The 26,303-nt window shown below is 70.7% G+C and carries 34 protein-coding genes; 7 read left to right on the top strand and 27 right to left on the bottom strand.

Annotated elements, in window-relative coordinates; genetic code table 11:
* Positions 1-12 precede the first annotated feature (12 nt).
* From HGAM_RS09455 to HGAM_RS09445, 3 genes are read left to right on the top strand one after another with little or no spacing between them, the layout of a single operon-like run.
* The gene (locus HGAM_RS09455; RefSeq protein WP_019145244.1) at positions 13-444 is read left to right on the top strand and encodes a hypothetical protein; all 432 of its coding nucleotides are present in this window, start codon (positions 13-15) and stop codon (positions 442-444) included.
* Complete coding sequence (nucS, locus tag HGAM_RS09450) at positions 441-1,118, top strand: endonuclease NucS (RefSeq protein WP_019145243.1); 678 nt, start codon at positions 441-443, stop codon at positions 1,116-1,118. The genes HGAM_RS09455 and nucS overlap by 4 nt, the downstream gene beginning before the upstream one ends.
* On the top strand, positions 1,118-1,570 hold the full coding sequence (locus tag HGAM_RS09445) for a WapI family immunity protein (protein ID WP_019145242.1): 453 nt from the start codon (positions 1,118-1,120) through the stop codon (positions 1,568-1,570). The genes nucS and HGAM_RS09445 overlap by 1 nt, the downstream gene beginning before the upstream one ends.
* Positions 1,571-1,684: 114 nt before the next feature.
* Here HGAM_RS09445 and HGAM_RS09440 read toward each other — a convergent pair whose 3' ends face one another.
* The 3 genes from HGAM_RS09440 to HGAM_RS09430 all read right to left on the bottom strand — a co-directional run bounded on the left by HGAM_RS09440 (position 1,685) and on the right by HGAM_RS09430 (position 3,130).
* Entirely contained in the window at positions 1,685-2,056 is a 372-nt protein-coding gene (locus HGAM_RS09440; RefSeq protein ID WP_019145241.1) for a histone-like nucleoid-structuring protein Lsr2, read from the bottom strand.
* A 131-nt stretch (positions 2,057-2,187) separates the two neighbouring features.
* On the bottom strand, positions 2,188-2,613 hold the full coding sequence (locus tag HGAM_RS18630) for a hypothetical protein (protein ID WP_019145240.1): 426 nt from the start codon (positions 2,611-2,613) through the stop codon (positions 2,188-2,190).
* Positions 2,606-3,130 carry a ferritin gene (locus HGAM_RS09430; protein ID WP_019145239.1) on the bottom strand — a complete coding sequence of 175 codons (525 nt, stop codon included), beginning with the start codon at positions 3,128-3,130 and terminating at the stop codon, positions 2,606-2,608. Before HGAM_RS09430 ends, HGAM_RS18630 begins: the two co-directional genes overlap by 8 nt.
* Before the next feature lie 55 nt (positions 3,131-3,185).
* Here HGAM_RS09430 and HGAM_RS20610 point away from each other — a divergent pair, with 55 nt between their 5' ends.
* The 3 genes from HGAM_RS20610 (at position 3,186) to HGAM_RS09415 (ending at position 4,666) form a co-directional block, all read left to right on the top strand.
* A complete protein-coding gene (locus tag HGAM_RS20610) occupies positions 3,186-3,356 on the top strand; it encodes a hypothetical protein (RefSeq protein ID WP_019145238.1) in 171 nt (56 codons plus the stop codon).
* Between the two features lie 120 nt (positions 3,357-3,476).
* A complete protein-coding gene (locus tag HGAM_RS09420; RefSeq protein ID WP_019145237.1) occupies positions 3,477-4,253 on the top strand; it encodes an isocitrate lyase/PEP mutase family protein in 777 nt (258 codons plus the stop codon).
* An 11-nt stretch (positions 4,254-4,264) separates the two neighbouring features.
* Complete coding sequence (locus HGAM_RS09415; RefSeq protein WP_019145236.1) at positions 4,265-4,666, top strand: VOC family protein; 402 nt, start codon at positions 4,265-4,267, stop codon at positions 4,664-4,666.
* 3 nt (positions 4,667-4,669) lie between these two features.
* Here HGAM_RS09415 and HGAM_RS09410 read toward each other — a convergent pair whose 3' ends face one another.
* Positions 4,670-6,658, bottom strand: a complete 1,989-nt coding sequence (locus HGAM_RS09410) for a protein meaA (RefSeq protein ID WP_019145235.1) — start codon at positions 6,656-6,658, stop codon at positions 4,670-4,672.
* Positions 6,659-6,743: 85 nt separating this feature from the next.
* Here HGAM_RS09410 and HGAM_RS09405 point away from each other — a divergent pair, with 85 nt between their 5' ends.
* Entirely contained in the window at positions 6,744-7,316 is a 573-nt protein-coding gene (locus HGAM_RS09405; RefSeq protein WP_019145234.1) for a cob(I)yrinic acid a,c-diamide adenosyltransferase, read from the top strand.
* 64 nt (positions 7,317-7,380) lie between these two features.
* On the opposite strand, the gene HGAM_RS09400 is transcribed toward HGAM_RS09405, so the two are convergent.
* The 23 genes from HGAM_RS09400 to HGAM_RS09290 form a co-directional block, all read right to left on the bottom strand.
* Positions 7,381-7,569, bottom strand: a complete 189-nt coding sequence (locus HGAM_RS09400; protein ID WP_019145233.1) for a hypothetical protein — start codon at positions 7,567-7,569, stop codon at positions 7,381-7,383.
* A gap of 86 nt (positions 7,570-7,655) precedes the next feature.
* Complete coding sequence (locus HGAM_RS09395; protein WP_019145232.1) at positions 7,656-8,102, bottom strand: DUF2550 domain-containing protein; 447 nt, start codon at positions 8,100-8,102, stop codon at positions 7,656-7,658.
* 43 nt (positions 8,103-8,145) lie between these two features.
* Positions 8,146-8,523, bottom strand: coding sequence for a F0F1 ATP synthase subunit epsilon (locus HGAM_RS09390; protein WP_019145231.1), 378 nt, complete (start codon positions 8,521-8,523; stop codon positions 8,146-8,148).
* A complete protein-coding gene (gene atpD / locus HGAM_RS09385; RefSeq protein ID WP_019145230.1) occupies positions 8,523-9,977 on the bottom strand; it encodes a F0F1 ATP synthase subunit beta in 1,455 nt (484 codons plus the stop codon). The genes HGAM_RS09390 and atpD overlap by 1 nt, the downstream gene beginning before the upstream one ends.
* A gap of 8 nt (positions 9,978-9,985) precedes the next feature.
* Positions 9,986-10,906 carry a F0F1 ATP synthase subunit gamma gene (locus HGAM_RS09380; protein WP_019145229.1) on the bottom strand — a complete coding sequence of 307 codons (921 nt, stop codon included), beginning with the start codon at positions 10,904-10,906 and terminating at the stop codon, positions 9,986-9,988.
* 2 nt (positions 10,907-10,908) lie between these two features.
* A complete protein-coding gene (atpA, locus tag HGAM_RS09375) occupies positions 10,909-12,549 on the bottom strand; it encodes a F0F1 ATP synthase subunit alpha (protein ID WP_019145228.1) in 1,641 nt (546 codons plus the stop codon).
* Positions 12,550-12,622: 73 nt separating this feature from the next.
* On the bottom strand, positions 12,623-13,420 hold the full coding sequence (locus tag HGAM_RS09370) for a F0F1 ATP synthase subunit delta (protein WP_019145227.1): 798 nt from the start codon (positions 13,418-13,420) through the stop codon (positions 12,623-12,625).
* Positions 13,420-13,953, bottom strand: coding sequence for a F0F1 ATP synthase subunit B (locus HGAM_RS09365; RefSeq protein WP_038951698.1), 534 nt, complete (start codon positions 13,951-13,953; stop codon positions 13,420-13,422). Before HGAM_RS09365 ends, HGAM_RS09370 begins: the two co-directional genes overlap by 1 nt.
* A 27-nt stretch (positions 13,954-13,980) precedes the next feature.
* The gene (gene atpE / locus HGAM_RS09360; protein ID WP_049798293.1) at positions 13,981-14,166 is read right to left on the bottom strand and encodes an ATP synthase F0 subunit C; all 186 of its coding nucleotides are present in this window, start codon (positions 14,164-14,166) and stop codon (positions 13,981-13,983) included.
* A 96-nt stretch (positions 14,167-14,262) separates the two neighbouring features.
* A complete protein-coding gene (atpB, locus tag HGAM_RS09355; RefSeq protein WP_019145224.1) occupies positions 14,263-15,066 on the bottom strand; it encodes a F0F1 ATP synthase subunit A in 804 nt (267 codons plus the stop codon).
* 62 nt (positions 15,067-15,128) lie between these two features.
* Entirely contained in the window at positions 15,129-15,317 is a 189-nt protein-coding gene (locus tag HGAM_RS18625; protein WP_019145223.1) for a hypothetical protein, read from the bottom strand.
* Positions 15,318-15,340: 23 nt separating this feature from the next.
* Positions 15,341-15,730: a Cg1360 family ATP-synthase-associated protein gene (locus tag HGAM_RS18620; protein WP_019145222.1), complete on the bottom strand. Its 390-nt coding sequence runs from the start codon at positions 15,728-15,730 to the stop codon at positions 15,341-15,343.
* Positions 15,718-16,845 (bottom strand): MraY family glycosyltransferase, encoded by a 1,128-nt coding sequence (locus tag HGAM_RS18615; protein WP_019145221.1) that lies wholly within the window; start codon positions 16,843-16,845, stop codon positions 15,718-15,720. The genes HGAM_RS18620 and HGAM_RS18615 overlap by 13 nt, the downstream gene beginning before the upstream one ends.
* A complete protein-coding gene (locus tag HGAM_RS18610) occupies positions 16,838-17,485 on the bottom strand; it encodes an L-threonylcarbamoyladenylate synthase (RefSeq protein ID WP_019145220.1) in 648 nt (215 codons plus the stop codon). Before HGAM_RS18610 ends, HGAM_RS18615 begins: the two co-directional genes overlap by 8 nt.
* 30 nt (positions 17,486-17,515) lie before the next feature.
* Positions 17,516-18,001 carry a VTT domain-containing protein gene (locus HGAM_RS09330; RefSeq protein ID WP_019145219.1) on the bottom strand — a complete coding sequence of 162 codons (486 nt, stop codon included), beginning with the start codon at positions 17,999-18,001 and terminating at the stop codon, positions 17,516-17,518.
* Positions 18,002-18,042: 41 nt separating this feature from the next.
* On the bottom strand, positions 18,043-18,876 hold the full coding sequence (gene prmC / locus HGAM_RS09325; RefSeq protein ID WP_019145218.1) for a peptide chain release factor N(5)-glutamine methyltransferase: 834 nt from the start codon (positions 18,874-18,876) through the stop codon (positions 18,043-18,045).
* Positions 18,873-19,937: a peptide chain release factor 1 gene (gene prfA, locus HGAM_RS09320; protein ID WP_019145217.1), complete on the bottom strand. Its 1,065-nt coding sequence runs from the start codon at positions 19,935-19,937 to the stop codon at positions 18,873-18,875. The genes prmC and prfA overlap by 4 nt, the downstream gene beginning before the upstream one ends.
* An 85-nt stretch (positions 19,938-20,022) precedes the next feature.
* Positions 20,023-20,235, bottom strand: a complete 213-nt coding sequence (gene rpmE / locus HGAM_RS09315; RefSeq protein ID WP_019145216.1) for a 50S ribosomal protein L31 — start codon at positions 20,233-20,235, stop codon at positions 20,023-20,025.
* Positions 20,236-20,346: 111 nt separating this feature from the next.
* Positions 20,347-20,835 carry a glutathione peroxidase gene (locus HGAM_RS09310; protein ID WP_019145215.1) on the bottom strand — a complete coding sequence of 163 codons (489 nt, stop codon included), beginning with the start codon at positions 20,833-20,835 and terminating at the stop codon, positions 20,347-20,349.
* 94 nt (positions 20,836-20,929) lie between these two features.
* Positions 20,930-22,840, bottom strand: coding sequence for a transcription termination factor Rho (rho, locus tag HGAM_RS09305; RefSeq protein WP_019145214.1), 1,911 nt, complete (start codon positions 22,838-22,840; stop codon positions 20,930-20,932).
* 178 nt (positions 22,841-23,018) lie between these two features.
* Complete coding sequence (thrB, locus tag HGAM_RS09300) at positions 23,019-23,903, bottom strand: homoserine kinase (RefSeq protein ID WP_019145213.1); 885 nt, start codon at positions 23,901-23,903, stop codon at positions 23,019-23,021.
* Entirely contained in the window at positions 23,900-24,973 is a 1,074-nt protein-coding gene (gene thrC / locus HGAM_RS09295; RefSeq protein WP_019145212.1) for a threonine synthase, read from the bottom strand. Before thrC ends, thrB begins: the two co-directional genes overlap by 4 nt.
* Complete coding sequence (locus HGAM_RS09290; protein WP_019145211.1) at positions 24,973-26,289, bottom strand: homoserine dehydrogenase; 1,317 nt, start codon at positions 26,287-26,289, stop codon at positions 24,973-24,975. The genes thrC and HGAM_RS09290 overlap by 1 nt, the downstream gene beginning before the upstream one ends.
* Positions 26,290-26,303 lie beyond the last annotated feature (14 nt).

Below are 26,303 nucleotides of genomic sequence, written 5' to 3'. Positions count from 1 at the left end.
AGGATGGGGGCCGTGAAGACCCGCCTCGCCCTGACCACCGTCCTCGCCGCCGCCGCGCTGACCCTGTCGGCCTGCGCCGACGACGAGCCCGAGACCCCCTCGGACCCCGAGACCAGCGCCACGCCCACCGAGAGCGCCACGTCGGCCGCGCCGACGACCGAGGAGCCGACGACCCCGGCCTCGCCGACCCCCGACGCGCCGACCGGCGTGGCCGCCGACCTCGTCGGCGACTGGGCCGACGAGAAGAACGAGTGGGTGCTCCACTTCCAGGACGACGGCACGTTCACCCTCGACGTCGACGGCAACGAGACCACGAGCGGCTCGTTCTCGGTCGAGGGCGACGTCGTGACGCTGACCGGCGCCGACGGCAACGACCAGACCGGCCGCATCGTCGGCGAGGACCTGGAGTTCCGCTTCGGCACGCTCGTCCGCCAGATCTCGTGAGGATCGTCGTCGCCCGCTGCCAGGTCGACTACGCCGGACGCCTGGCCGCCCACCTGCCGATGGCCACGCGCGTCATCATGGTCAAGGCCGACGGCTCGGTGCTGGTCCACTCCGACGGCGGCTCCTACAAGCCGCTGAACTGGATGAGCCCGCCGTGCACGCTGCGTGAGGGCGTCACCGAGGACGGCACGATCGAGTGGACCGTCGGCGCCCAGAAGAGCGACGACACGCTGCGCATCCTCATCGAGGAGGTGCTGCACGACTCCAGCCACGACCTCGGCGTCGACCCGGGTCTGCGCAAGGACGGCGTCGAGAAGCACCTGCAGGAGCTGCTCGCCGAGCACACCCACGCGCTCGGTGACGGCATGACGCTGGTGCGCCGCGAGTACATGACGGCGATCGGCCCGGTCGACCTGCTGTGCAAGGACCCGGACGGCAAGTCGGTCGCCGTCGAGATCAAGCGCCGCGGCGAGATCGACGGCGTCGAGCAGCTCACCCGCTACCTGGAGCTGATGAACCGCGACCCGCTGTTGTCCCCCGTGCGCGGCATCTTCGCCGCGCAGGAGATCAAGCCGCAGGCGCGCACGCTCGCCCAGGACCGCGGCATCCAGTGCGTCGTCGTGAACTACGACGAGCTGCGCGGCATCGACGACCCGAGCCTGCGCCTGTTCTGATGCGGCTGAAGGAGCGGCCCGATCGCTACGTCGATCTCAAGACCGTCTCGTACGAGCAGGCCGAGCCGTCCGGCGACGAGTGGGACGACAACTGGCTGGTCATCCACGGTCACGTCCGTGCCGACGGCCTGCGTTGGCACTTCTGGGACGCCTGCCTGCTGGTGGACGAGGCAGAGGAGCTCGGCCAGTGGCTCCTGCGTGCCGCGCACGAGGACGTCCCGCCGCTGGAGTTCACCGAGCCCAACCTCGCGCTCGAGGTCGTCGACCGGGATCCCGCCCACCACATCGTGACGATCACCATCACCTTCCGGGCGGAGTCCTTCCCGCCAGGCGTCAACGACGACGTCCGGTGGAACCTCGGCCGCGCCGTGACGCTGCACCTGACCATGGCGGTCCTCATCTCGGCGGGTCACGAGTGGCTCGCCTACCTGGAGCGCTTCCCGCGCCGCTGACATTCTCCGGGTCGCGACGCACGAAAAGGCCGGCGGCATTCACGGGCTCATACCCCGTGAATACCGCCGGCCGTTCCCATTCTCGACATCCCGCGAGGAATGTCGAGACGACACTCAGTGCGCGGCTTCGAAAGCCTCGAGCACCGACGCCTTGATACGTCCACGATCGGCCACCTGGTAGCCGTTCGAGCGCGCCCACTCACGCACCTCGTTGAGCTCCTCGGGCGTCATGCCCGACGCCGAGCGTGCGCCCGACGAGCGGCGCGAGGCGCCGTTGGACGAGGACGAGCGGCGCGACGACGAGACGCGCGTCGCGTGCGCGACCCACGGGCCGAACGCGTCCCGCAGCTGCTGGGCGTGCTCGGGCTTGAGGTCGATCGTGTAGGCCTGGCCGTCGAGCGAGAACTCGAGGGTCTGGCCTTCTCCGTCTTCGAGCACCGTGCCGTCGACGTCGTCGACGATCTGGACGCGAGTCACCTTGGCCACGAATACCTACCTTGGTCGAAAGAATCGAATTGTTCCGGCTGGTTCATCATGGCACAGGAAAGAAGTTCTGCGCACGGCACGAAAGGACTATTCACGACCATGTCGAATAGTCAGCGGCAATTCATCCGAGCTCAGGCAATTCCCGACGCGGCGAGAAGCGGCTCGATCTTCTCGTAGCGGGAGATCTCGCAGCCGTTCGTCCGGTCGAAGGACGCGTCGACCGGCTCACCGCGCAGGGTGCCGGTGACGCGCACCGTCTCGGGGCCGCCGAACTGCTGCGAGCACGCCCGCCCGGCCGAGACCGGCGCAAGCGCCTCGGCGTCCAGGTCGTCCATCGCGGTGCAGGCCGCCGAGTCCTTCGCCGCTGCGCACGCGAGCGGGGCGCGGCGCGGCTCACCGGTGCCCGGGTCGAGGACGACCTCGAGGTCGGCGAGGCGGACGTCCGCGCGGCCCGAGCCCCGCGGATCGTCACCGTCGTCGCCCCGCAGCAGGTCGACCGCGCCGGCCACGCCGAGCGCCAGCAGCACCCCGGCCAGGACGAGCAGGAACCTACGCACCGGCGACGGGCGGGGCCGTCGGGTCGTCGCCCTCGCCGGTCTCCTCGCGCGCGACCCAGTCCTCGATGCGCTCGAGGTCGTGCTGGGAGCGGGTGACGACGGCCAGCAGGTCGCTCATCTTGGCGACCTCCTCGACCTGCTCCTTGATGAACCACTGCATGAACTGGTCCGAGGCGAAGTCGTTGCTCTCGCGCGCGATGCGGGTCAGCTCGAAGATCTGCTCGGTGACCTTCTTCTCCTGGTCGAGCGCGGTCTGCACCGGGTCCACGACGTCGGTGAACTCGATGCGCGGCGCGGCGATGCCGGGGATGCGCGGCACCTGGTCCTGGTCGAGCAGGTACTGCACCATCATCATCGCGTGGTCGCGCTCCTCGAGCGCCTGCGCGTAGAACAGCGCCGCCATCTGGGGCATGGTGAGCGCGTCGTAGTAGGTCGCGATCGCGACGTACTGCTGGTGCGCGCTGAACTCGTGGCCGATCTGCTCGTTGAGCTTCTCCACGAACTGGGGTGCGGCCATGGTTGCCATCCTTCTGTCGAGCCGGAAGTAAGCCTTGCCTTGCTAGGGTGACGGGGTGCCGCCCAAGCCGAAGAAGAAGTGCTGCGACAGCAAGCCCAAGTGCAAGCGCTGTCCGCTGCGGATGCTGAAGAACGGCACGCTGCCCGAGGGCTACACGGTCAAGAAGCGCAAGCTGGTCAAGACCAAGGACGTCCCGTCCAAGTCCTCGTCCAAGCGCGCCGCCTGAGCACGTCCGCTCCGGTGCCCCGAGCCTAGGGGTCCGCGACCCCTCGGTTCCAGCAAGGCACGGCTGTCCAAAGCAAGGATGGGCTCCCCTTCGCGGCCCGCGACGCCCTACGGTCGTCCCATGACCGAACTGCGTGACCAGGCCCAGCGCCTGCTCGACCTGCACACCGCCGCTCCCCTGCTCAAGGTGGTCAACGTCTGGGACGCGATCAGCGCCCGCGTCGTCACCGACGTCCCCGGCGTCGAGGCCCTGGCCAGCGCCAGCCACTCGATCGCCGCCGCCTACGGCTACGAGGACGGCGAGAACATCCCCGTCGACCTCATGGTCGAGGCGGTCGGACGCATCGTCGCCGCCACCCACCTGCCGGTCACCGCCGACCTCGAGGCCGGCTACGGCGACCCGGGCGAGACGGCCCGCAAGGCCATCGCCGTGGGCGTCGTCGGCGCCAACCTCGAGGACCAGATGAAGCCGCTGCCCGAGGCGGTCAGGGCCGTCGAGGCTGTCGTCCGCGCCGGTGAGCAGGCCGGCATCCGGTTCGTGCTCAACGCGCGCACGGACGCGTTCGTCCGCGCCGGCGACCGGCCGCACGCGGACGTCCTCGCCGACGCGATCGAGCGGGGCCGTGCCTTCCTCGAGGCCGGCGCACCGGTCGTGTTCGTGCCCGGCAAGGTCTCGGAGTCCGACATCGAGGCCTTCGTCGACGCCTGGGGGCCGCAGAAGCTGACGCTCATCGGAGCGCCCGGCAGCGTCCCGCTCGCGCGCATGGCCGAGCTCGGCGTCGCGCGCGTCTCGTTCGGCCCGTTCTCGCAGTCCGTCGCGCTCATGGCGCTGCAGGACCTGACCCGCGACGTGGTCGCCGACGGCGGCCTGCCGGCGGACTTCCGCGTCCTGAACTAGAGGAGCCCGCCGTGCCCGACGTCGTCGTCAGCCTCCCCGTGCACGACCGCCTAGCCGCCCACGCCTTCTACGGCGCCGGGCTCGGCCTGCCCCTCGTCGACGGCGATCGCACCGACGACGGCCTGCCCGAGCCCCTGCAGCACGTCCTCGGGGCCGGGGTGACGCTCATGCTGGTGCCGACCGACGGGTTCGGCTGGGTGCTCGGTGACCGTGCCGTCGCGGCCCCGGGCACGAGCGAGACGGTGCTCGGGCTCGCGCTGGACGGTGCCGCCGCGGTGGACGCGCTGGCCGAGCGAGCGGTCGTGCACGGCGGCACGCTCGTCACCGACGCGGCGCAGCAGCCGTGGGGCTACTGCGCCACCGTGGCCGATCCCGACGGCCACCTCTGGATGCTCCAGGCGGCCGCGGAGTAGACGTCAGTCGAGGTCGTGGGCCTTGCGGATCTCGTCGACGATCCGGCCCATGATCTCGGTCATGCCGAAGTCCTTGGGCGTGAAGACCGCCGCGATGCCGTCGGCCTCGAGCCGGCGGGCGTCGGAGTCGGGGATGATGCCGCCGACGATGAGCGGCACGTCGTCCAGGCCGGCGTCCAGCAGGCCCTGCTGCACCTGGGGCACGAGCTCCATGTGCGAGCCGGACAGGATCGACAGGCCCACCGCGTGGACGTCCTCGTCGACCGCGGCGGCGACGATCTGCGACGGCGTGAGCCGGATGCCCTGGTAGACGACCTCGAACCCGGCGTCGCGGGCCCGCACGGCGATCTGCTCGGCGCCGTTGGAGTGCCCGTCGAGGCCGGGCTTGCCGACCAGGAAGCGCAGCCGGCCGCCGAGCTCCTCGCCCGTGGCGCGGACGCGCTCACGCAGCGCCACTAGCTCCTCGCCGGCGTCCTGGACGCCGACGATGCCGGTGACGCCCGTGGGCGCGCGGTACTCGCCGAACACGTCGCGCAGGGTCTGCGACCACTCGCCCACCGTGGCCCCGGCCCGCACGGCGGCCAGCGTCGCCTCCATGAGGTTGGCGCCGGTCTTGGCCTCGGCCGCGACGCGCTCGAGCGCCGCGCGCACCTCGGACTCGTCGCGCTGCGCCCGCCACTGCTCCACGTCGGCCTTCGCGTTGGCCTCCGCCTGCGGGTCGGCGACCATGATCGCCGCGTCCAGGTCGGCGGTCAGCGGCGACGGCTCGGTCTCCACGTACTTGTTGACGCCGACGACCGTGATCTCGCCGGCCTCGATGCGCGCCCGCCGCTCGGCGTGGGCGCCCACCAGGGCCTGCTTCATGTAGCCGGACTCCACGGCGGCGATCGCCCCGCCCATCTCGGCGATGCGCTCCATCTCGGCGGTGGCGCCCTCGATGAGCTCGGCGACCTTGGCCTCGACCACGACCGAGCCCTCGAACAGGTCGTCGTGCTCGAGCAGGTCGGACTCGAAGGCCAGCACCTGCTGCAGCCGCAGCGACCACTGCTGGTCCCACGGACGCGGCAGGCCGAGCGCCTCGTTCCAGGCCGGCAGCTGCACGGCGCGCGCCCGGGCGTCCTTGCTCAGCGTGACGCCGAGCATCTCCAGCACGATGCGCTGGACGTTGTTCTCGGGCTGCGCCTCGGTCAGGCCCAGCGAGTTGACCTGCACGCCGTAGCGGAAGCGGCGCATCTTGGGGTCCTCGACGCCGTACCGCTCACGGGTGATCTCGTCCCACATCCGGCCGAAGGCGCGCATCTTGCACATCTCCTCGACGAACCGGACGCCGGCGTTGACGAAGAACGAGATGCGTCCGACGACCTGGCCGAACTTCTCCTCCGGCACCTGGCCGGACTCCTTGACCGCGTCGAGCACCGCGATGGCGGTCGACAGCGCGAAGGCCAGCTCCTGCGTGGGCGTCGCCCCGGCCTCCTGCAGGTGGTAGCTGCAGATGTTGAGCGGGTTCCACTTGGGGATCTCGTTGACGGTGTACGCGATCATGTCGGTGGTCAGCCGCAGGGAGTGCTCAGGCGGGAAGACGTACGTCCCGCGCGACAGGTACTCCTTGATGATGTCGTTCTGCGTCGTGCCGGCCAGCTTCGCCGCGTCGACGCCCTGCTCCTCGGCCACGACCTGGTACATCGCGAGCAGCCACATGGCCGTCGCGTTGATGGTCATGGACGTGTTCATCTCCGACAGCGGGATGTCCTGGAACAGCCGGCGCATCGCGCCCAGGTGCGGGATCGGCACGCCGACCTTGCCCACCTCGCCACGGCTCAGCTCGTGGTCGGGGTCGTAGCCGGTCTGAGTCGGCAGGTCGAAGGCGACCGAGAGCCCGGTCTGGCCCTTCGCCAGGTTGCGCCGGTAGAGCGCGTTCGACTCCGCGGCCGAGCTGTGCCCGGCGTAGGTGCGCATGACCCACGGGCGGTCGGGCTGAACCTTGTCCGTCATGCGCGTCAGGTTACCCCGCGTTAACCGCCACCGAGAGTCGTGCGGGTCACACCGGCGCCCCAGGGCGTCCACCTACACTCGGCGGATGGTCAACCTCACGCGCATCTACACCCGCACCGGCGACGACGGCACCACGAACCTCGCCGACATGAGCAAGACGACCAAGAACGACCTGCGCCTGGTGGCCTACGCGGACGTCGACGAGGCCAACAGCCAGATCGGTCTGGCCCTGGCCCTCGGCGGCCTGGACGACGACGTCGTCGCGGTGCTGCGGCACGTGCAGAACGACCTGTTCGACGTCGGCGCCGACCTCGGCACGCCGGTCGTGGCCGACCCGCCGTACCCGCAGCTGCGCGTCGAGGCCGACTACGTCGAGCGGCTCGAGCAGTGGTGCGACGCGTACAACGAGCGGGTCGAGAAGCTGCGCTCGTTCATCCTGCCCGGCGGCACTCCCCCGGCCGCGGCGCTGCACGTCGCCCGCACCGTCGTGCGTCGCGCCGAGCGCTCGGCCTGGGCAGCGTTCGAGCAGCACGGCGAGACCATGAACGTGCTGGCCGCCAAGTACCTGAACCGGCTCAGCGACCTGCTGTTCATCCTCGCCCGGGTCGCCAACGGCGCCGAGGGCGACGTGCTGTGGGTGCCGGGCGGCGAGCGCTAGACCCCGCGACAACGACGAAGGGCCGCCCCCGAGGGGGCGGCCCTTCTCATGTGTCGCTGGAGGCTCAGTACCAGTCGATCGCGCGCTGGATCGTGATGGTGCCGGAGTCGGCGGTGGCCGGGGCCTTGACCGACGGGGCCTTGGTGTTGGAGTACCAGTCGATCGGACGCGCGTCAGCGGACGCGGTCATCGAGCCGACGGCAAGGGCAGGGAAGACCGCCGCAACGGCGACGAGCACGAGACGCTTGATCACAGGACACCTCTGGGGGCTAGTAAGTTCGGACCAGTGGACTTGATTGTGACGGGCCATGCGCCCTCCCGTCAACGAAACGCAGAAGTTCACACCACGTTGTTGACTCTACGCCCGGGCGGCGACGACTCCAACCACGAGAGCAGCCCCGTGAGGGCCCGCGGGCTCATCGCCAGCTGCTGCACCCGGTTGGGCGACTCGCACGGCACCACGACGTGCCCGGCGTGCACCGCGTAGGCCTCGCGGCCCTCCGGCAGCCGGCGACGTCCGACCTCGAGCTGACCGCGCTCGAACCGGTACCGCGGTCGTGGCGACAGCGAGAAGGTGCGGAACCACTCCAGGTGCTCGTCGGTGTAGCGGGCCACCCCGAGCGTCCAGCCGCGCGGACCAGCCTCGGGACGGCGGTTGATGCTCAGGTCGAACGTGCCGCTCGGCTTGGCCAGGCCGCGCCGGCGCATGACGAGCAGCAGCACCAGGAGGCCCGACAACAGCACGACGCCCAGGACGGAGTCGACCAGCCACTGCCACCAGGGCATGGTCTCCTCCTTCCTGGGCGTCGAGCCGCGGGACGCGGCTGGGTCAGCGCACCTTGTCGGTGACGCGCAGCTTCGCCTCGGCCAGACGGACGCCCTCGACGTCGCCGGCGGCCCGAGCGGCCTCCAGCTCGGCCTGGACGTTCGCCGTCTCGACCTCGTCAGCCAGCTGGACGTCCTCACTGAGGATCGACACGCGGTCCTCGGCGACCGAGATGAACCCGTCGGCCACGACGGCGCGGACGATCTCGCCCTGCTCGGGCGTGATCACCACGACGCCGGGCACGAGCAGCGAGAGCAGCGGCGCGTGGCCGGCCAGGACGCCGATGTCACCGTCGGCCGTGCGGGCGATGACCTCGGCGGCCTCGCCCGACCAGACCGTGCGGTCCGCGGCGACCAGCTCGATGTGCAGCGGGCCGGCCATCAGGAGTTCTTCTGGATCTCGGCCCACTTCTTCTCGACGTCCTCGAGGCCGCCGCACATGAAGAAGGCCTGCTCGGCCACGTGGTCGTACTCGCCGTCACAGATCTTGGTGAAGGCGTCGATGGACTCGTCGAGCGAGACGGTCGAGCCCTCGATGCCAGTGAACTGCTTGGCGACGTACGTGTTCTGGCTGAGGAAGCGCTGGATGCGACGAGCGCGCGAGACGATCGTCTTGTCCTCCTCGCTGAGCTCGTCCACACCGAGGATGGCGATGATGTCCTGCAGCTCCTTGTTGCGCTGCAGGATGCCCTTGACGCGGTTCGCGGTCTCGTAGTGCTCCGTGGTGATGTACCGCGGGTCGAGGATGCGCGAGGTCGACGTCAGCGGGTCGACGGCCGGGTAGATGCCGAGCGAGGCGATCTCGCGCGACAGCTCGGTCGTGGCGTCCAGGTGGGCGAACGTCGTGGCCGGGGCCGGGTCGGTGTAGTCGTCGGCGGGCACGTAGATCGCCTGCATCGAGGTGATCGAGTGACCACGCGTCGACGTGATGCGCTCCTGCAGGACGCCCATCTCGTCGGCCAGCGTCGGCTGGTAGCCCACGGCCGAGGGCATGCGGCCCAGCAGCGTCGAGACCTCCGAGCCGGCCTGCGTGAACCGGAAGATGTTGTCGATGAACAGCAGCACGTCCTGCTTCTGGACGTCGCGGAAGTACTCGGCCATCGTCAGGGCCGACAGGGCGACGCGCAGACGCGCTCCCGGCGGCTCGTCCATCTGGCCGAAGACGAGCGCGGTCTGTCCGAGGACGCCCGCCTCCTCCATCTCGGCGATGAGGTCGTTGCCCTCACGGGTGCGCTCGCCGACACCGGCGAACACCGAGACGCCGCCGTGGTTGCGCGCGACGCGAGCGATCATCTCCTGGATGAGGACGGTCTTGCCGACGCCGGCGCCGCCGAACAGGCCGATCTTGCCGCCCTGCACGTACGGGGTCAGCAGGTCGATGACCTTGATGCCGGTCTCGAACATCGACGTCTTCGACTCGAGCTGGTCGAACGCGGGCGCCTTGCGGTGGATGCCCCAGCGCTCGGAGACCTCGAACGTCTCGCCCTCGGGCAGGTTCATGACCTGGCCGGTGGTGTTGAACACCTTGCCGAGCGTGGCGTCGCCGACGGGCACCATGATGGGCTCGCCGAGGTCGGTCACGGTCGAGCCGCGGACGACGCCGTCGGTCGGGCGCAGGCTGATGGCGCGGACCATGCCGTCACCGATGTGCTGCGCGACCTCGAGCGTGAGCGTCTCCTTGATGCCGGCGACCTCGGTGTCGACGTGGAGCGCGTTGTAGATGTCGGGCATCGAGTCGCTGGCGAACTCGATGTCGATCACCGGGCCGATGACACGGGCGACGCGCCCGGTGGCACCACCGGTGGGGGTGGCCTTCTCTTCGACGGTAGCGGTCATGTCTTCTCTCACTCGTTCCCAGCACCGGCGCCGGAGAGCGCTTCCACGCCACCGACGATCTCGCTGATCTCTTGGGTAATGCCAGCCTGACGGGCCTGGTTGGCGATACGGGTGTACTTCTCGATGAGGTCCTGCGCGTTGTCGGTCGCGGACTTCATGGCCTTCTGACGCGCGGCCAGCTCGGACGCCGCTGCCTGCAGCAGGCAGAAGTAGATCCGGCTGTTGACGTACTTGGGCAGCAGCGCGTCCAGCACCTCGTGGGCCGAGGGCTCGAACTCGTACAGCGGGAGCAGGTCGTCGGCCTCGGGAGCCTCCGTGCCCTCGACGACCTCCAGCGGAAGCAGCCGGATGACCTCGGGCACCTGCGTCAGCATCGACTTGAAGCGCGTGAACACGATGTGCAGCTCGTCCGCGGCCAGGCCCTCGGACGACTCGTCGGCCGGGTCGAAGGCCTCCACCAGGGTGGAGCCGATCTCGCGGGCGACGTCGAACGACGGCTTGTCCGTGTGACCGGTCCAGGCCTGGACGAACTCGCGCTGGCGGAAGTTGAAGTAGGTCTCCGCCTTGCGGCCGGACAGGAAGTACGAGACCTCCTTGCCCTCGGCGCGCAGCTTCTCGCCGAGACGGTCGACCTCCTTCAGCACGTTCGAGGAGTAGGCCCCGGCCAGGCCGCGGTCGCTGGTGATGACCAGCACCGCAGCCCGGGTCGGGTTCTGCTTCTCGGTCGTCAGCGGGTGGTCGACGTTCGAGAACGTCGCCACCGCCGAGACGGCCCGGGTGAGCTCACGCGCGTAGGGAGCGGCGGCCGCCGCCTGCTGCTGCGCCTTGATGATGCGCGAGGCGGCGATCAGCTCCATGGCGCGCGTGATCTTCTTCATCGACTGCGTCGACTTGATCTTCGCGCGGTACTCACGGAGGGAGACGGCCATGGTCAGCCCCGCTTCTGCTTGACGATCTGCTCCTGCTCGACGTCCTCGTCGCCCAGGGCCTCGACGTCCTCGCGGCCCGGCTTGATGGACTCGCCCTCACCCGTCTGGAACTGGTCCAGGAACGAGTCGTAGGCACCCTCGAGCGCGGAGGCCGAGGCGTCGTCGAACTTGCCCGACTCGCGGATCGCGTCCAGCACGCCGGCGTGGCTGCGCTTGACGTAGTCCAGGAACTCGGACTCGAAGCGGCTGACGTCGCTGACCGGGACGGCGTCCAGCTTGCCCGTGGTGGCGGCCCAGATCGAGACGACCTGGTTCTCCATCGGGAAGGGCTGGTACTGGTCCTGCTTGAACAGCTCCATGAGGCGCTGTCCGCGGGCCAGCTGCGCCTTCGACGCGGCGTCGAGGTCGGACGCGAACATCGCGAACGCCTCCATGGCGCGGTACTGGGCGAGCTCGACCTTCAGCGAGCCGGTGACGGCCTTCATCGCCTTGGTCATCGCCGCGCCACCGACGCGCGACACCGAGATGCCGACGTCCACGGCGGGACGCTGGTTGGCGTTGAACAGGTCCGACTGCAGGAAGATCTGGCCGTCGGTGATCGAGATGACGTTCGTCGGGATGTAGGCCGACACGTCGTTGGCCTTCGTCTCGATGATCGGCAGGCCGGTCATCGAGCCGGCGCCCAGCTCGTCGGAGAGCTTGGCGCAGCGCTCGAGCAGCCGCGAGTGCAGGTAGAACACGTCGCCGGGGTACGCCTCGCGGCCCGGCGGGCGGCGCAGCAGCAGCGACACGGCGCGGTACGCCTCGGCCTGCTTCGAAAGGTCGTCGAAGATCACCAGGACGTGCTTGCCCTGGTACATCCAGTGCTGGCCGATGGCCGAGCCGGTGTACGGGGCGAGGTACTTGAAGCCCGCCGAGTCCGACGCGGGGGCCGCGACGATCGTCGTGTACTCCAGGGCGCCGGCGGCCTCGAGCGCGCCACGCACACCGGCGATGGTCGAGCCCTTCTGACCGATGCCGACGTAGATGCAGCGGACCTGCTTGGTCGGGTCGCCCGACTCCCAGAACGCCTTCTGGTTGATGATCGTGTCGATCGCGATGGCGGTCTTGCCGGTCTGGCGGTCGCCGATGATCAGCTGGCGCTGGCCACGGCCGATCGGCGTCAGCGAGTCGATCGCCTTGATGCCGGTCATGAGCGGCTCGTGGACGCTCTTGCGCTGGACGACGTTGGGCGCCTGCAGCTCGAGCGCGCGGCGGCCCTCGGTGGCGATCTCGCCCAGGCCGTCGATCGGCTTGCCGAGCGGGTCGACGACGCGGCCGAGGTAGCCGTCACCGACGGGGACCGAGAGGACCTCGCCCGTGCGACGGACCGTCTGGCCCTCCTCGATGCCGGCGAAGTCGCCGAGGATGACGACGCCGATCTCGCGGACGTCGAGGTTCAGCGCGAGGCCGAGCGTGCCGTCCTCGAACTCCAGCAGCTCGTTCGCCATCGCCGAGGGAAGACCCTCGACCCGGGCGATGCCGTCGGCGGCCTGCGCGACGACGCCGACCTCCTCGGTCTTGCTCGTCGTCGGGGCGTAGTCGGTGACGAACTTCTGCAGCGCGTCACGGATCTCGTCCGGACGGATCGAGAGCTCCGTCATGGTGGTCCCTGCCTTCTTTGGGTCTGTGCCGCACGGGGCGGCGGGGCTTCGGTGCCGCGCGTGCGGCGGGGGCTCAGCCTGCGAGCTGCCGGCGTGCGGTCTCCAGGCGGCTGGACATGGTGCCGTCGACGACGTCGTCCCCGATCGAGACGGACAGGCCGCCGATCACGGACGGGTCGACCACGAGGTTCAGGTGCACGTCGTGCCCGTACTTCGAGGCTAGTGCGGCGGCCAAGCGCTGCTGCTCGCCCGCGTCGAGCGGGTAGGCGCTGCGCACCTCGGCCAGCAGCCGGCTGCGGCGCGCCGCGGCCTGCTCGCCGAACGTCTCCAGCACCCGGTCGAACGAGCCCGTGCGCGTCGCGGCGGCCTGGACGGCCAGCGCGAGCGTCGTGCCCGAGACCTTGCCCTGGAACAGCGACGTCAGCAGCGACGCCTTGCCCGCGTGCGGGACGGCCCGGTCGCTGATGACGCCGCGCAGCTCGTGCTCGGCGTCGACCGCCTGACCGAGCTCGAACAGCTCGGTCTCGACCGCGTCGAGCTCACCGGCCGCGTCGGCGGCGACGACGAGCGCGGCGACGCCGGCGATCTCCAGGCCGTCGACGAGGTCACGACCGGTGGACCAGCGACCGCCCGCGGCGGTCTTGACCACCGCGAGCGTCTGGTCGCTCACCTTGCCGCCGAAGACGTCCCCGGCGAGCCCGGCGCGAGCCGGGCCCTCCGTGGACGGGTCCGACAGGACGCGCCGCAGGGCGGGAGCACCGTCCAGCGCCGAGACGACGCCGAACAGCTCCTGCCCCACGGTCGCACCGGTCGTGGACGCCTCGACCGCGGCCAGGACGTCCGTGAGCGTCTTCGCAGAGATGCCTCGCATCAGTTGGCAGACCCCTCGAGCTCGGTGATGAAGCGCTCGACGGTCCGCTTCTGGCGGGCCTCCTCCTCGAGCGACTCACCGACGATGCGGCCGGCCAGCTGCGTGGCCAGGTCGCCGACCTCGGCCTTGAGCTGCGCCAGGACCTGAGCCCGCTCGGCCTCGACCTGCGCGTGCGCGGCCGCGGTGATGCGGTCGGCCTCGGCCTTGGCCTGCTCGCGCAGCTCGGTGACGATCTGCGCGCCCTGCTCCTTGGCCTCCTCGCGGATGCGAGCAGCCTCGGTGCGGGCCTCGGCGAGCTGGGCGTTGTACTTCTCCAGCGCCGCCTGGGCTTCCTTCTGGGCCTGCTGAGCGTCCTCGATGCCACCTTCGATGGCGGCGGTGCGCTCGGCGTACGCCTTCTCGAAGTTCGGCACGACGAACTTCGCGACGAGCGCGACGACGATGCCGAAGACGATCAGGCCGAGGATGAGCTCAGGCCACTCCACCGCGAGGGGAGAGTGCTCTCCCTCTGCGGCCAGGAGAGTCGTGTCCATGCGGACTCCTGTCTCGACGCGGATTGGTTAAAGGACGAACGCGAGCGCGATACCGATGATCGCGAGGGCCTCGGCGAGGGCGAAGCCGAGGATCGCGATCGACTGCAGGCGCGACTGCGCCTCGGGCTGACGGGCGACGCCGTTGATGTAGGCGGCGAAGATCAGGCCGATGCCGATGCCGGGGCCAACCGCAGCTAGGCCGTAGCCGATCATGTTCAGGCTGCCTTCCACGGCAACTCCTTCCGTTGTGACGCCTTGTGCGTCGTCATGCGTGAACCAGGTCTATGAAGTTGTGGCTCGGCGACGGGCTCAGTGCTCGTCGGCGAGCGCACTGCCGATGTACATGGCAGTGAGGAGGGTGAAGACGTAGGCCTGCAGGAACATGACCAGCATCTCCAGGAAGCTGACCGCGATGCCGAGCAGGAAGGACACGACGCCGACCGGCGCGTACCACGCGTTGCCGGAGTCGAGGATGAGGTAGGCGCCACCGAGCGAGAACAGGATCAGCAGCAGGTGGCCGGCGAAGAGGTTGGCGAACAGTCGCAGCGCCAGCGTGGCCGGGCGGACCAGGATGTTCGACAGGAACTCGAGCGGGATCAGCAGGACCAGGATCGGGCCCTTCATGCCGCTCGGGATCGTCTGCAGCTTCAGGTAGCCCAGGAAGCCGTGCTTGGCGATGCCGACGCCGTTGTAGATCAGCCAGGTCAGGGCGGCGAGTCCGTACACGTAGCTGATCCGCGAGAAGCTCGGGAACTGCAGGAACGGGACGATGCCGTAGTAGTTGTTCACCAGGATGAAGGTGAACAGGCTGAACAGGTACGGCACGAACTTCATGAAGTGCTCGGACCCGATGGAGTCGCGGGCGACGCCGTTGCGGATGAACCCGTAGAGGTACTCACCGGCGAACTGCGCGCGACCGGGGACGACCGCGGCCTTGCGCGAGGCGTACCAGCTCAGGCCGACGACGATGAACGCCGAGAGGATGATCAGCAGCATCGACTTGGTGACGCCGAGGGAGCCGATCTCGAAGACGGGCGGAAGCTCGAAGCTGCCGGGTCCCGGGGCGGTGAAGCCCTCGCCCTCGGCGGCCACGAACGTCAGTGCGGTGGTCAATCCATCACCCTTCTAATGGCGCGGTCGTCGATCGTCGTGCGGCGAACCAGGTTCGGCCAGCGTCATGTGGTGCGCAGCGAGGCGACCACCGTGTAGATGCCGAGACCGGCGCCCAGCACGATGCCCACTCCCACCATGAACTCGGTCCCCCACCACAGGTCGAGCAGGAAGCCTGCGCCACCGTAGAGGATCACCCCGGCCAGGATGCGTGCGAACGACGTCCAGGGGTCGAAGTGAGGGGTCTCGCTCATTGCCCGTGCAGGTTATCAGGCTTTCACCGCGGCCTTTCGCTCAGGTCGTACAGCAGTTGCCGATTCCTACGATGTGCCACCACTCTCGCGACCGTGACGGTCAGCGCGACGGCCAGCACGGACACCCCCAGCGACGGCTCGTCGACGTGCGCGCCGAGCAGGTCGGGGTCGAGCAGCACGACCAGGACGGCCAGCAGGCCGAGCATCTTGGTCGCGAAGAACATGACCGCCACGAGCATGCTGAGGCCGGGCGCCATGCGCGTCATGGGGCCGAGCACCGCCTGCGTCGAGGCGAAGAAGGCGATGGCCACGGCGCCGCCGACGGCCGCGCCGAGCGCGCCGTCCTCGCCGCGCAGCAGCGCCGCGACACCGGTGCACACCGCCGCGACGGCCAGCTGGATCAGGACGACCACACGCGCTCCTCGATCTTGGGCAGGACGAACACGGCGGCCGCCGTCAGCACGGCGAGCACGCCGACGGTCAGGAACGACAGCCAGCCGCTGAACAGGCTCACCGCGACGCTGCCGAACGCCACCAGCGCGGCGACCATGTACATGAGCAGCACGGCGCGGCGGTGCGAGTGACCGATCTCGAGCAGGCGGTGGTGCAGGTGCATCTTGTCCGGGCTGAACGGCGAGCGTCCGGCGCGCGTGCGGCGCACGACGGCGAGCAGCATGTCGACGAACGGCACCAGCAGCACCATCACCGGCAGGAAGATCGGCAGCAGCGCGGCCAGGAAGGTGGCTTGTCCCCCGCCGACGCCCTCGGAGAGGTTGGTCGCCGGGAACTGGCCGGTGAGGCTGATGGTCGAGCAGGCCAGCACGAAGCCGATGAGCATCGAGCCGGAGTCACCGATGAACATCCGGGCCGGGAAGAAGTTGTGCGGCAGCACGCCGAGGCACGCACCGGCGAGGGACGCGGTGAGCAGCGCACCGGCGATGGCCCGGGTCTCGCCGTTCTCGACCGCCAGCAGGAACGCGTAGGTGAAGAAGGCGATCGCGCCGATGGCCACGATGCCGGCGGCCAGCCCGTCCAGCCCGTCGACGAAGTTGACCGCGTTGGTGGTGGCGACGACGAGCAGGACTGTCAGCAGCACCGCCTGGACCTGGTCGAGCCCCACGTAGTTGCCGTACAGCGGCAGATAGACGAACTGCACGCCCTGGACGATCACGACGACCGAGGCGAACACCTGGCCGGCGAACTTGCTCAGCGCGTCGAGCTCGAACAGGTCGTCGATGACGCCGACGGCGCAGATGACGGCACCGCCGAGGATGACCGCGCGCGCGTCGGCGAAGACCGCCGAGTCGGCCGCCTTGGCCAGGAACGGCAGCTGGGTGGCGACCATGTAGGCGGCCACGAGCCCGCCCAGCATGGCCGGGCCGCCGAAGTACGGCGTCGGGATGCGGTGGACGTCCCGGTCGCGCACCTTCGCCACCGCTCCCCAGCGCACCGCGAGCATGCGGGCGATGGACGCCAGGAGGTACGTGGCTCCCAGGGCGATGCCGAAGACGACCAGGTACTCACGCATCCGGGGCGGCCTCGATGGTGTTGTTGAAGACGTGCAGGCGCTCGAGCGGCAGGGCGCCCTGGCGCAGGACGCGGGCGGTGGCGCCCGTGGCGTCCAGGATCGTGGACGGGACGCTGTCGCCGGTCGGGCCGCCGTCGAGGTAGACCGCCACCGAGTCGCCGAGCATGTCGCGGGCAGCGTCGGCCGTGGTGGCCGCCTCCATGCCGGTGCGGTTCGCGCTGCTGACCGCCATCGGGCCCGTGCGGCGCAGCAGGTCGAGCGCGCGCTCGTCGGCCGGCATGCGCACCGCGACGGTCTGGCGGGTCTCCCCCAGGTCCCAGGTCAGCGACGGCTGCTGGCGCAGGACGACGGTGAGCGGGCCGGGCCACAGCTCGCCGATCATCGACCGCAGCCAGCCCGGCACCTCGATCGCGAGCGCGTCCAGGGTGCCGACCGCCCCGATCAGCACGGGCGGCGGCATCTGCCGGGTGCGGCCCTTGGCGTCCAGCAGGCGCTGCACGGCGGCCGGCGAGAACGCGTCGGCCCCCACGCCGTAGACGGTGTCGGTGGGCAGGACGACGAGCTCGCCGTCGCGCACGGCCTGGGCCGCCACGTCCAGGGCGCGCTCGTGGACGGTCTCGTCAGCCAGGTCGAACTTCACCCGCACATCCTAGGCGCGGGCCGCGCGGGCTCAGAACACCGCGTGGAAGACGAAGGCGATGGCCAGGAACTGGACGAGCCGGCCGACGCCCACGAGGGTGAGGAACAGCCACAGCGGCTGCCGGGACAGCCCGGCCAGGATGCTGACCACCGCGAGCGGCGGGACGCCCACTAGCGACGACGCCAGGACGGTCAGGCCACCGGCCCACTTGCGGTCCAGCAGGCCGAGCATCCAGTCGCTCGCCCGGCGGATCGAGGCCGTGAAGCGGTTGCGGGGCGGCTTCGGCGCACCGCGCTCGTCGAGCTTCCGCTTGCCCTGCCGGGCGGCCTCGAACACGATCGCCTTGCCGGCGACGGTGCCCACGACGAGGCTCACGATGGCCACCACGAGCATCGAGTCGTCCATGAACGCGGACGAGGCGATGACGTACGCCTCGGCGTTGAGGAAGATCGGCAGGATGGCCGACCCGACGCCGAAGCCGAAGGCCGCGGCGACGATGACCAGGTCCTCCAGCACCCGCCCACCCTATCGGCGGGCTGTGCGGACCCGGCGGCGGCTCAGCGGCGCGTGGCGGTGACGAAGCGGGCCCGGCCGGTGAGGTCGGGGTGGTCGCGGACGTCGTCCCAGCGACCGGTCTCCACGAACACCGCGGGCGCGCTCTCGCCCTGGGCGTCGGCGTGCTCGGCGCACACCACGCCGCCGGGCTTGAGCAGGCGGTGGGCCGTGCGCTCCAGGACCCGCATCGCGTCCAGGCCGTCGTCGCCGGACCACAGGGCCAGCGACGGGTCGTGGTCGCGCACCTCGGCGGTGACGCTCTCCCACGCCTCGAGCGGGATGTACGGCGGGTTCGACACGACCACGTCGACGGTGCCGTCGAGGTCGGGGAACGCGTCGGCCATGTCGCCGCCGCGCAGGTCGACGCCGGCGCCGTCGAGGTTCTGGTGCGCCCACTGCAGCGCCTTCTCGTCCAGCTCCACGGCGTGCACGCGGGCGCCGGGCACCTCGTGGACGACCGACAGCGCAATCGCGCCGGAGCCGGTGCACAGGTCGACGACGACCGGGGCCTCGACCGCCTTGGCGCGATCGATCGCCCAACCGGCCACGACCTCGGTCTCGGGCCGCGGCACGAACACGCCCGGACCGACCTCGAGGTCGACGTAGCGGAACGCGGCGGTGCCGGTGATGTGCTGCAGCGGGACACGTCGGGCGCGGGCGGCGATCATCTCGGCGTACGTCTCGCGCTGACGCGCGTCGATGAACTTGCCCGCGACCATGGCCCGCGGCACCCCGGTGACGTGCGCCAGCAGCAGCTCGGCGTCGACCCGCGGGCTGGGCACGTCGGCGTCGGCGAGCGTCTGCGTCGCCTCGGTGAGCAGGCGGTCGCCCTTCACGAGCGAGGCTCCAGCGACGCCAGGCGTTCGGCCAGGTCGGCCTCGACGAGCGAGGTGATGACGTCGCCGAGCGCGCCGTCCATCACCTGGTCGAGGTTGTAGGCCTTGAAGCCGGTGCGGTGGTCGCTGATGCGGTTCTCGGGGAAGTTGTAGGTGCGGATGCGCTCGGAGCGGTCGACGGTGCGCACCTGCGACCGGCGCGCGTCGGACGCCTCGGCGTCCGCGGCCGCCTGCGCCGCCTCGAGCAGGCGGGCGCGCAGGATGCGCATGGCCTGCTCCTTGTTCTGCAGCTGGCTCTTCTCGTTCTGGCAGCTGGCCACGATGCCCGTCGGCAGGTGGGTGATGCGCACGGCCGAGTCGGTCGTGTTGACGCTCTGCCCGCCGGGACCGGACGAGCGGTAGACGTCGATGCGCAGGTCGTTGTCGTGGATCTCGACGTCCACGTCCTCGGCCTCGGGCAGCACCAGGACGCCGGCCGCGGACGTGTGGATGCGGCCCTGGCTCTCGGTGACCGGCACGCGCTGCACGCGGTGCACGCCGCCCTCGAACTTGAGCTTCGCGTACGGGGCCTCCCCCGGGTCCGGCGTGCCCTTGGCCTTGACCGCGACGGTGACCGACTTGTAGCCGCCGAGCGCGGACTCGGTGGAGTCCAGCACCTCGGTCGTCCAGCCCTGCTGCTCGGCGAAGCGCGAGTACATGCGCAGCAGGTCGCCGGCGAACAGGGCCGACTCCTCGCCGCCCTCGCCGCCCTTGACCTCGACGATGACGTCCTTGGAGTCGGCCGGGTCGCGCGGCACGAGCAGGTGCTGCAGCCGCTCGGACAGGGCCGGGAGCCGCTGCTCGAGCTCGGCGGCCTCGTCGGCCATGTCGAGCTCGCGGGCCGCCTCGAGGTCCTCGGTGGTCTGCTGCCACTCGCGGTAGGCGCGCACGATCGCCGACAGCTCGGCGTAGCGCCGGCCCAGGCGCTTGGCCATCGCCTGGTCGGCGTGGACGGCCGGGTCGGCCATGCGGTGCTCCAGCTCGGCGTGCTCGGCGACGAGCGAGTCGACGGCCTCGAACATTTCGGCTCCTGCGGACGAAGAGGGGTGAGGGTAGAACGACGGCGCCGGCCCCACCCGTACAGGTGGGACCGGCGCCGTGGACCAGCTAGGCCTCGCGCTTGCCGTAGCGCTTCTCGAAGCGGGCGACGCGGCCGCCGGTGTCGAGGATCTTCTGCTTGCCGGTGTAGAACGGGTGGCACGCCGAGCACACGTCGGCGCGGATGGTTCCGTCGTCCTTGGTGCTGCGCGTGGTGAACGTGTTGCCGCAGGTGCAGGTGACCTGGGTCTCCACGTAGGTGGGGTGGATCTCGCTCTTCATGGGTGTCCTCTCGTCACGGCCGCTGGGTCGGGCGCGGAGTGCGTCTCGTGAACCAGAACCGAGGATCAATACTGCCAGGTGGTACCCGCTACAAGGAAATCGGGGGCGGATCTATTCCGCGGGCAGCAGCTTCTCGATGTCGCCGGCGATGTCCTCGGGCTTGGTGGTCGAGCCGTACCGCTTGACGACCTTCCCGTCGGGGTCGACCAGGAACTTGGTGAAGTTCCACTTGATCGCGCCGCTGCCCAGCAGGCCGGACTTCTCGGACTTCAGCCACTGGAACAGCGGGTGGGCGTCCTTGCCGTTGACGTCGACCTTGGAGAACAGCGGGAAGGTCACGCCGAAGTTGCGCTCGCAGAAGTCGGCGATCTCCGCCTCCTCCCCCGGCTCCTGGCCGCCGAACTGGTCGCACGGGAAGCCGAGCACGACCAGACCGCGGTCGACGTACTCCTGGTACAGCGCCTCCAGGCCCTTGTACTGCGGGGTGAACCCGCACTGGGAGGCGGTGTTGACGATGAGCATCACCTTGCCGCGGTAGTCGGCCAGCTGACGCTGCAGGCCGTCGATCGCGGTGGCGTCGAAGTCGTGGGCAGTGGTCACGGCGCCAGCGTAGGGCGGGGCCGGTCACGCGGCCCCCTGGACGCGGACGAGCCCGCCCCACCGAGGTGGGACGGGCTCGTGGCCGGACGGTGCGTCAGGCGTGCTCGCCGGGCATCGTCTTGGAGATCTGCATGAGGAACTCGGCGTTGCTCGCGCTCTTCTTGAGCTTGTCGAGCACCAGCTCCAGGCCGGCCTGGCCCTCCAGGCCCGACAGGACCCGGCGCAGCTTCCAGACGATCGCGAGCTCGTCCTTGGCCATGAGCAGCTCCTCGCGGCGGGTGCTCGAGCCCAGGACGTCGATGGCCGGGAAGATGCGCTTGTCCGCGAAGTCGCGGCGCAGGCGCAGCTCCATGTTTCCGGTGCCCTTGAACTCCTCGAAGATGACCTCGTCCATGCGCGAGCCGGTCTCGACCAGCGCGGTGGCCAGGATGGTCAGCGAGCCGCCGTCCTCGATGTTGCGCGCGGCGCCGAAGAACTTCTTCGGCGGGTACAGCGCCGAGGAGTCGACACCACCGGACATGATGCGGCCCGAGGCCGGCGCCGCGATGTTGTAGGCGCGGCCCAGACGGGTGATGCCGTCGAGCAGCACCACGACGTCGTGGCCCAGCTCGACCAGGCGCTTGGCCCGCTCGATCGCCAGCTCGGCGACCGTGGTGTGGTCCGAGGCCGGACGGTCGAACGTCGAGGAGATGACCTCGCCCTTGACCGTGCGCTGGAAGTCGGTGACCTCCTCGGGACGCTCGTCGACCAGGACGATCATCAGGTGGCACTCGGGGTTGTTCTCGGTGATCGCGTTGGCGATGGACTGCATGATCATCGTCTTGCCCGCCTTCGGGGGCGACACGATGAGGCCACGCTGGCCCTTGCCGATCGGCGACACGAGGTCGATGACCCGGCCGGCGAGGTTGCCGTCGCGCTCCAGGCGCAGGCGCTCGGAGGGGTACAGCGGGGTGAGCTTGCCGAACTCGACCCGGCTCTTGGACTCCTCGAGCGTCATCCCGTTGACCGAGTCGATCCGGACCATCGGGTTGAACTTCTCCTTGCGCTCGCCCTCGCGGGGCTGGCGCACCTGGCCGACGATCGCGTCGCCCTTGCGCAGGCCCCACTTGCGGGCCATGGAGAGCGAGACGTAGACGTCGTTCTCGCTGGGCAGGTAGCCCGTGGTGCGCACGAACGCGTAGTTGTCGAGGATGTCGAGGATGCCGGCCGCCGGCACCAGGACGTCGTCCTCGGTGTAGGTCGGCTCGACCTCCATGCCGCGGTCGCGGTTGCGGTTGCGGTTCCGGTTGCGGTTGCGGCCGCGTCGGTTGCCGCCACCGAAGTCGTCGTCGTCGCGGGGGCCGCGGTCCTCGCGCTGGCCGCGGTCGCGGTTGCCGCCGTCGTTGTTGCCGCGGTCGTTGTTGCGTCCGCCCTGGCGGTTGCGCTCGCGACCCTCGCCGCGACCCTCGCCACGGTTGTCGTCGTCACCGCCACGGTTGCCCTGGCGGTTGCGCTCGCGCTGGCCCTCGTTCTTGCCCTGCGCGTCGTTCTTGTCGCCGCCCTCGGAGCGGGAGGCGCGGTCGCCGCGCTCAGCCTTGTCGCCGCCCTCGTTCCGGGCGGGACGCTCGGCGCGCTCGGCCTTGTCGCCGCCCTCGTTCTTGGCGGGACGCTCGTTCTTGTCGCCCTCGGAGCGGGCGGCGCGGTCGCCGCGCTGACGCTCCTGGCGGGCCGGACGCTCGTCGGCGGGCTTGTCGTCGGCCTTGGCCGCGGCGGCGGGCTTCTCGACCTTCGCCGGCTTCTCGGTCTTCTCCGCCTTCGCAGCGGGGGCGCCGCCCTGGGCGGCCTTGATCGCGTCGATGAGCGCGCTCTTGCGCAGCCCGGCACCGCTGACGCCGAGGCCGGAGGCGATCTCCTGCAGCTCGGCGATCTTCTTGCCGGCCAGTCCGCCGGTCGTGCGGCGAGGCTTCTCGGCCGCGGGAGCGTCGGTGGCGGCAGCCTCGGGGGTGGTGTCGATCGTGTCAGTCACGTGGATTCCTTTTCGGGAGGCACGAGGGCCTCCGCCCGGGTGACCCGGGTGTGTGAAGGTATGCCCGGCTCGAGAAGAGCACAGGCGCCTGGGGGAACTGCTCCGTCGGGGAGAAGGACTCTCGAACTCCGACTACGTCGACCATAGCACCACGGGTGGCGGCTTTGTTCCCAACCCCTCAGGGCGTGTCGACGCGGTGGACGCCGCGGGCGGCGACCTCGACCTCGTGCACGGCCCAGCCCTCCGGGGCCACGCCCGCCACGCCCCGGCCGAAGGCCAGCACGGTGGGGCCGGCGCCGGAGACGACCGCCGGGACGCCCTCGACCCGCAGCGCCCGCATCACCTTGTGCGACTCGGGCATCGCCGGGGCGCGGAAGGACTGGTGGAGCAGGTCCTCGGTGGCCGGCAGCAGGAGCCCGGGGGCTCCGGTGAGCGCGGCCACGAGCAGCGCGGCGCGTCCGGCGTTCGCCGCGGCGTCGCGGTGCGGGACGGTGTTGGGCAGCAGGCCGCGGGCCAGCTCGGTGGACACCGGCTCGGGCGGCACCAGCACGGTGACCTCGGCGGACACGTCGAGCCGGTGCACCGAGGCGGCGTACCCGTCCAGCCACGCGATGGTGAAGCCGCCGAACTGGGCGGCGGCGACGTTGTCGGGATGGCCCTCGAGGTCGGTGGCGAGCTGGAACGCGGCGAGGTCGTCCATGAGCACGTCGCTGTCGCGCACCAGGGCGCGGGCCAGGGCGATGCCGCCGACGATGGCCGCGCTGGACGAGCCGAGCCCGCGCGCGTGGGGCACGACGTTCCGACACGACAGGCGCAGGCCGTCGGGCTTGACGCCCATGAGGTCGAAGGCGGCGTGCATCGAGCGCAGCACGAGGTGCGACTCGTCGCGCGGCACGTCGGTGGCGCCCTCACCCTCGACGTGGACGTCCAGGCCCGCGTCGGTGACCTCGGCCGTCAGGGTGTCGCCCAGCGTGAGCGCGAGCCCGAAGGCGTCGAAGCCGGGGCCCAGGTTGGCGCTGCTGGCCGGCGTGTGGACGCTGACCGGGCCGTCGACGAAGGTCATGCCAGGCCGGCCGCGGCCGCAGCCTCGTCGACGTCGGCGTCGATCACCGAGTCGACGATCGAGCCCACGCCGGACAGCGCGGTGTCGGTGTCCTTGAGCCCGTGCCCGGTGACTGTGACGGTGATCGTCAGCCCGCGCTCGACGCGTCCGGCCTCGGCCAGCTTGAGCAGGCCGGCGACGCTGGCCGCCGAGCCCGGCTCCACGAAGATGCCGTCGTGGGAGGCCAGCGCGCGCTGCGCAGCCAGGATCTGCTCGTCCGAGACCGCGTCGATGAGCCCGCCGGAATCGTCACGGGCGGCCGTGGCCAGGTGCCAGGACGCCGGGTTGCCGATGCGGATGGCGGTGGCGACGGTCTCGGGCGTGGTGACGACCTCGCCGCGGACGATCGGGGCCGCGCCCTCGGCCTGGAAGCCCCACAGGGCGGGCGTGCCCTGGGCCATGCCCTCGCGCGCGTACTCCTGGAAGCCCAGCCAGTAGGCCGAGATGTTGCCGGCGTTGCCGACCGGGAGCACGTGCACGTCGGGGGCGCGGTCGAGCGCGTCCACGATCTCGAAGGCGGCGGTCTTCTGGCCCTCGAGCCGCACCGGGTTGACCGAGTTCACGAGCGCGACCGGGTACTTGTCGGCCAGCTCGCGCGAGAGCATCAGGCACTCGTCGAAGCCGCCGCGGACCTGGATGACCTCGGCGCCGTGCATGACGGCCTGCGCCATCTTGCCGGCGGCGATCTTGCCGTGCGGCACGAGCACGACCGGGGTGAGCCCGGCCTTGGCGGCGTACGCGGTCATCGACGCAGACGTGTTGCCGGTGGACGCGCAGACGACCGCCTTGGCGCCCTCGGCGACGGCCGCGGAGATCGCCGCGGTCATGCCGCGGTCCTTGAACGAGCCGGTGGGGTTGGCGCCCTCGACCTTGACGTGGACGTCGCCGCCCACGAGCCCGGAGAGCCAGGCGCTGTGCACGAGCGGCGTGCCGCCCTCGCCCAGCGAGACGACGTGCGTCGTGGCCCGCTCGGGCATCCAGTCGCGGTACTCCTCGATCACGCCTCGCCACAGGTGGGCACGTGCGGGCATCAGCGGCCTCCCTCGACGCGCATGACCGACGAGACGCCGCGGACCATGTCGAGGTCGCGCAGCCGCGCCACGGTCGCCGAGAGCGCGGCGTCGTCGGCGACGTGGGTGACGACCACGAGCGTCGCGTCGTCGCCGTGGCCCTCCTGGTGGACGGTGCGGATGGAGACCTCCTGCTCGGCGAAGGCCTGCGCCACCGCCGCCAGGACACCCGGACGGTCGGCCACGTCCAGCGAGATGTGGTACGCCGTGCGGGTGCGGCCCATGCCGAGCACCTCGAGCTGGGCGTGGCTGGACTCGCCGGGCCCGAAGACGCCGTCGACCCGGTTGCGCGCCACGGTGACCAGGTCGCCGAGCACCGCCGAGGCGGTGGGGGCGCCGCCGGCACCGGGGCCGTAGAACATGAGCTGGCCGGCCGACTCGCTCTCGACGAACACCGCGTTGAACGCGCCGCGGACGCTGGCCAGCGGGTGGTCGTCGGGGATCATCGCCGGGTGGACGCGGGCCGAGACCGCGGGACCGTCCGGCGTCTCGTGCTGCTCGCAGATGGCCAGCAGCTTGACCACCGAGCCGCGCTCGGCCGCCGAGGCGACGTGCGCAGCGGTGACGTCGCTGATGCCCTCGCGGTGGACGTCGTCCATGGTCACGCGGGTGTGGAAGGCCAGGCTGGCCAGGATCGCGGCCTTCGCGGCGGCGTCGAAGCCCTCGACGTCGGCGGTCGGGTCGGCCTCGGCGTAGCCCAGGGCCTGCGCCTCCTCCAGCGCCTCGGCGAAGTCGGCGCCGGTGGACGTCATCGCGTCCAGGATGAAGTTGGTGGTGCCGTTGACGATGCCCAGCACGCGGGTGACGCGGTCGCCGGCGAGCGACTCGCGCAGCGGGCGGACGATCGGGATGGCGCCGGCGACGGCGGCCTCGTAGAACAGGTCGCGCTCGGCCTTGGCCGCCGCCTCGTAGAGCGTCGCGCCGTCCTCGGCGAGCAGCGCCTTGTTGGCGGTGACGACCGAGGCGCCGTGCTCGAGGGCGGTGAGGATGAGGTCGCGGGCCGGCTCGATGCCGCCGATGACCTCGACCACGACGTCGAGGTCGCCGCGCGAGACGAGCGCCTTGGCGTCGGTCGTGAAGAGCTCGGCGGGGAGGTCGAGCTCGCGCTCGCGGCCCGGGCGGCGCACGGCGATGCCGACCAGCTCGACGGGCGCGCCGATGCGGCGGGCGAGCTCGTCGGCGTCCTGGGTCAGCAGCCGCGCGACGTCGGAGCCGACGACTCCGCAGCCGAGCAGGGCGACCTTGAGCGGCCGGGGGCTGGGCTTGTCGCTGGTCACGGGCCCAGGGTATC

The sequence above is a fragment of the Aeromicrobium massiliense JC14 genome, assembly GCF_000312105.1.
Lineage (GTDB): Bacteria > Actinomycetota > Actinomycetes > Propionibacteriales > Nocardioidaceae > Aeromicrobium > Aeromicrobium massiliense.
Note: the sequence above shows the minus strand (reverse complement) of the source record. Positions and strands in the feature narration are given on the sequence as shown.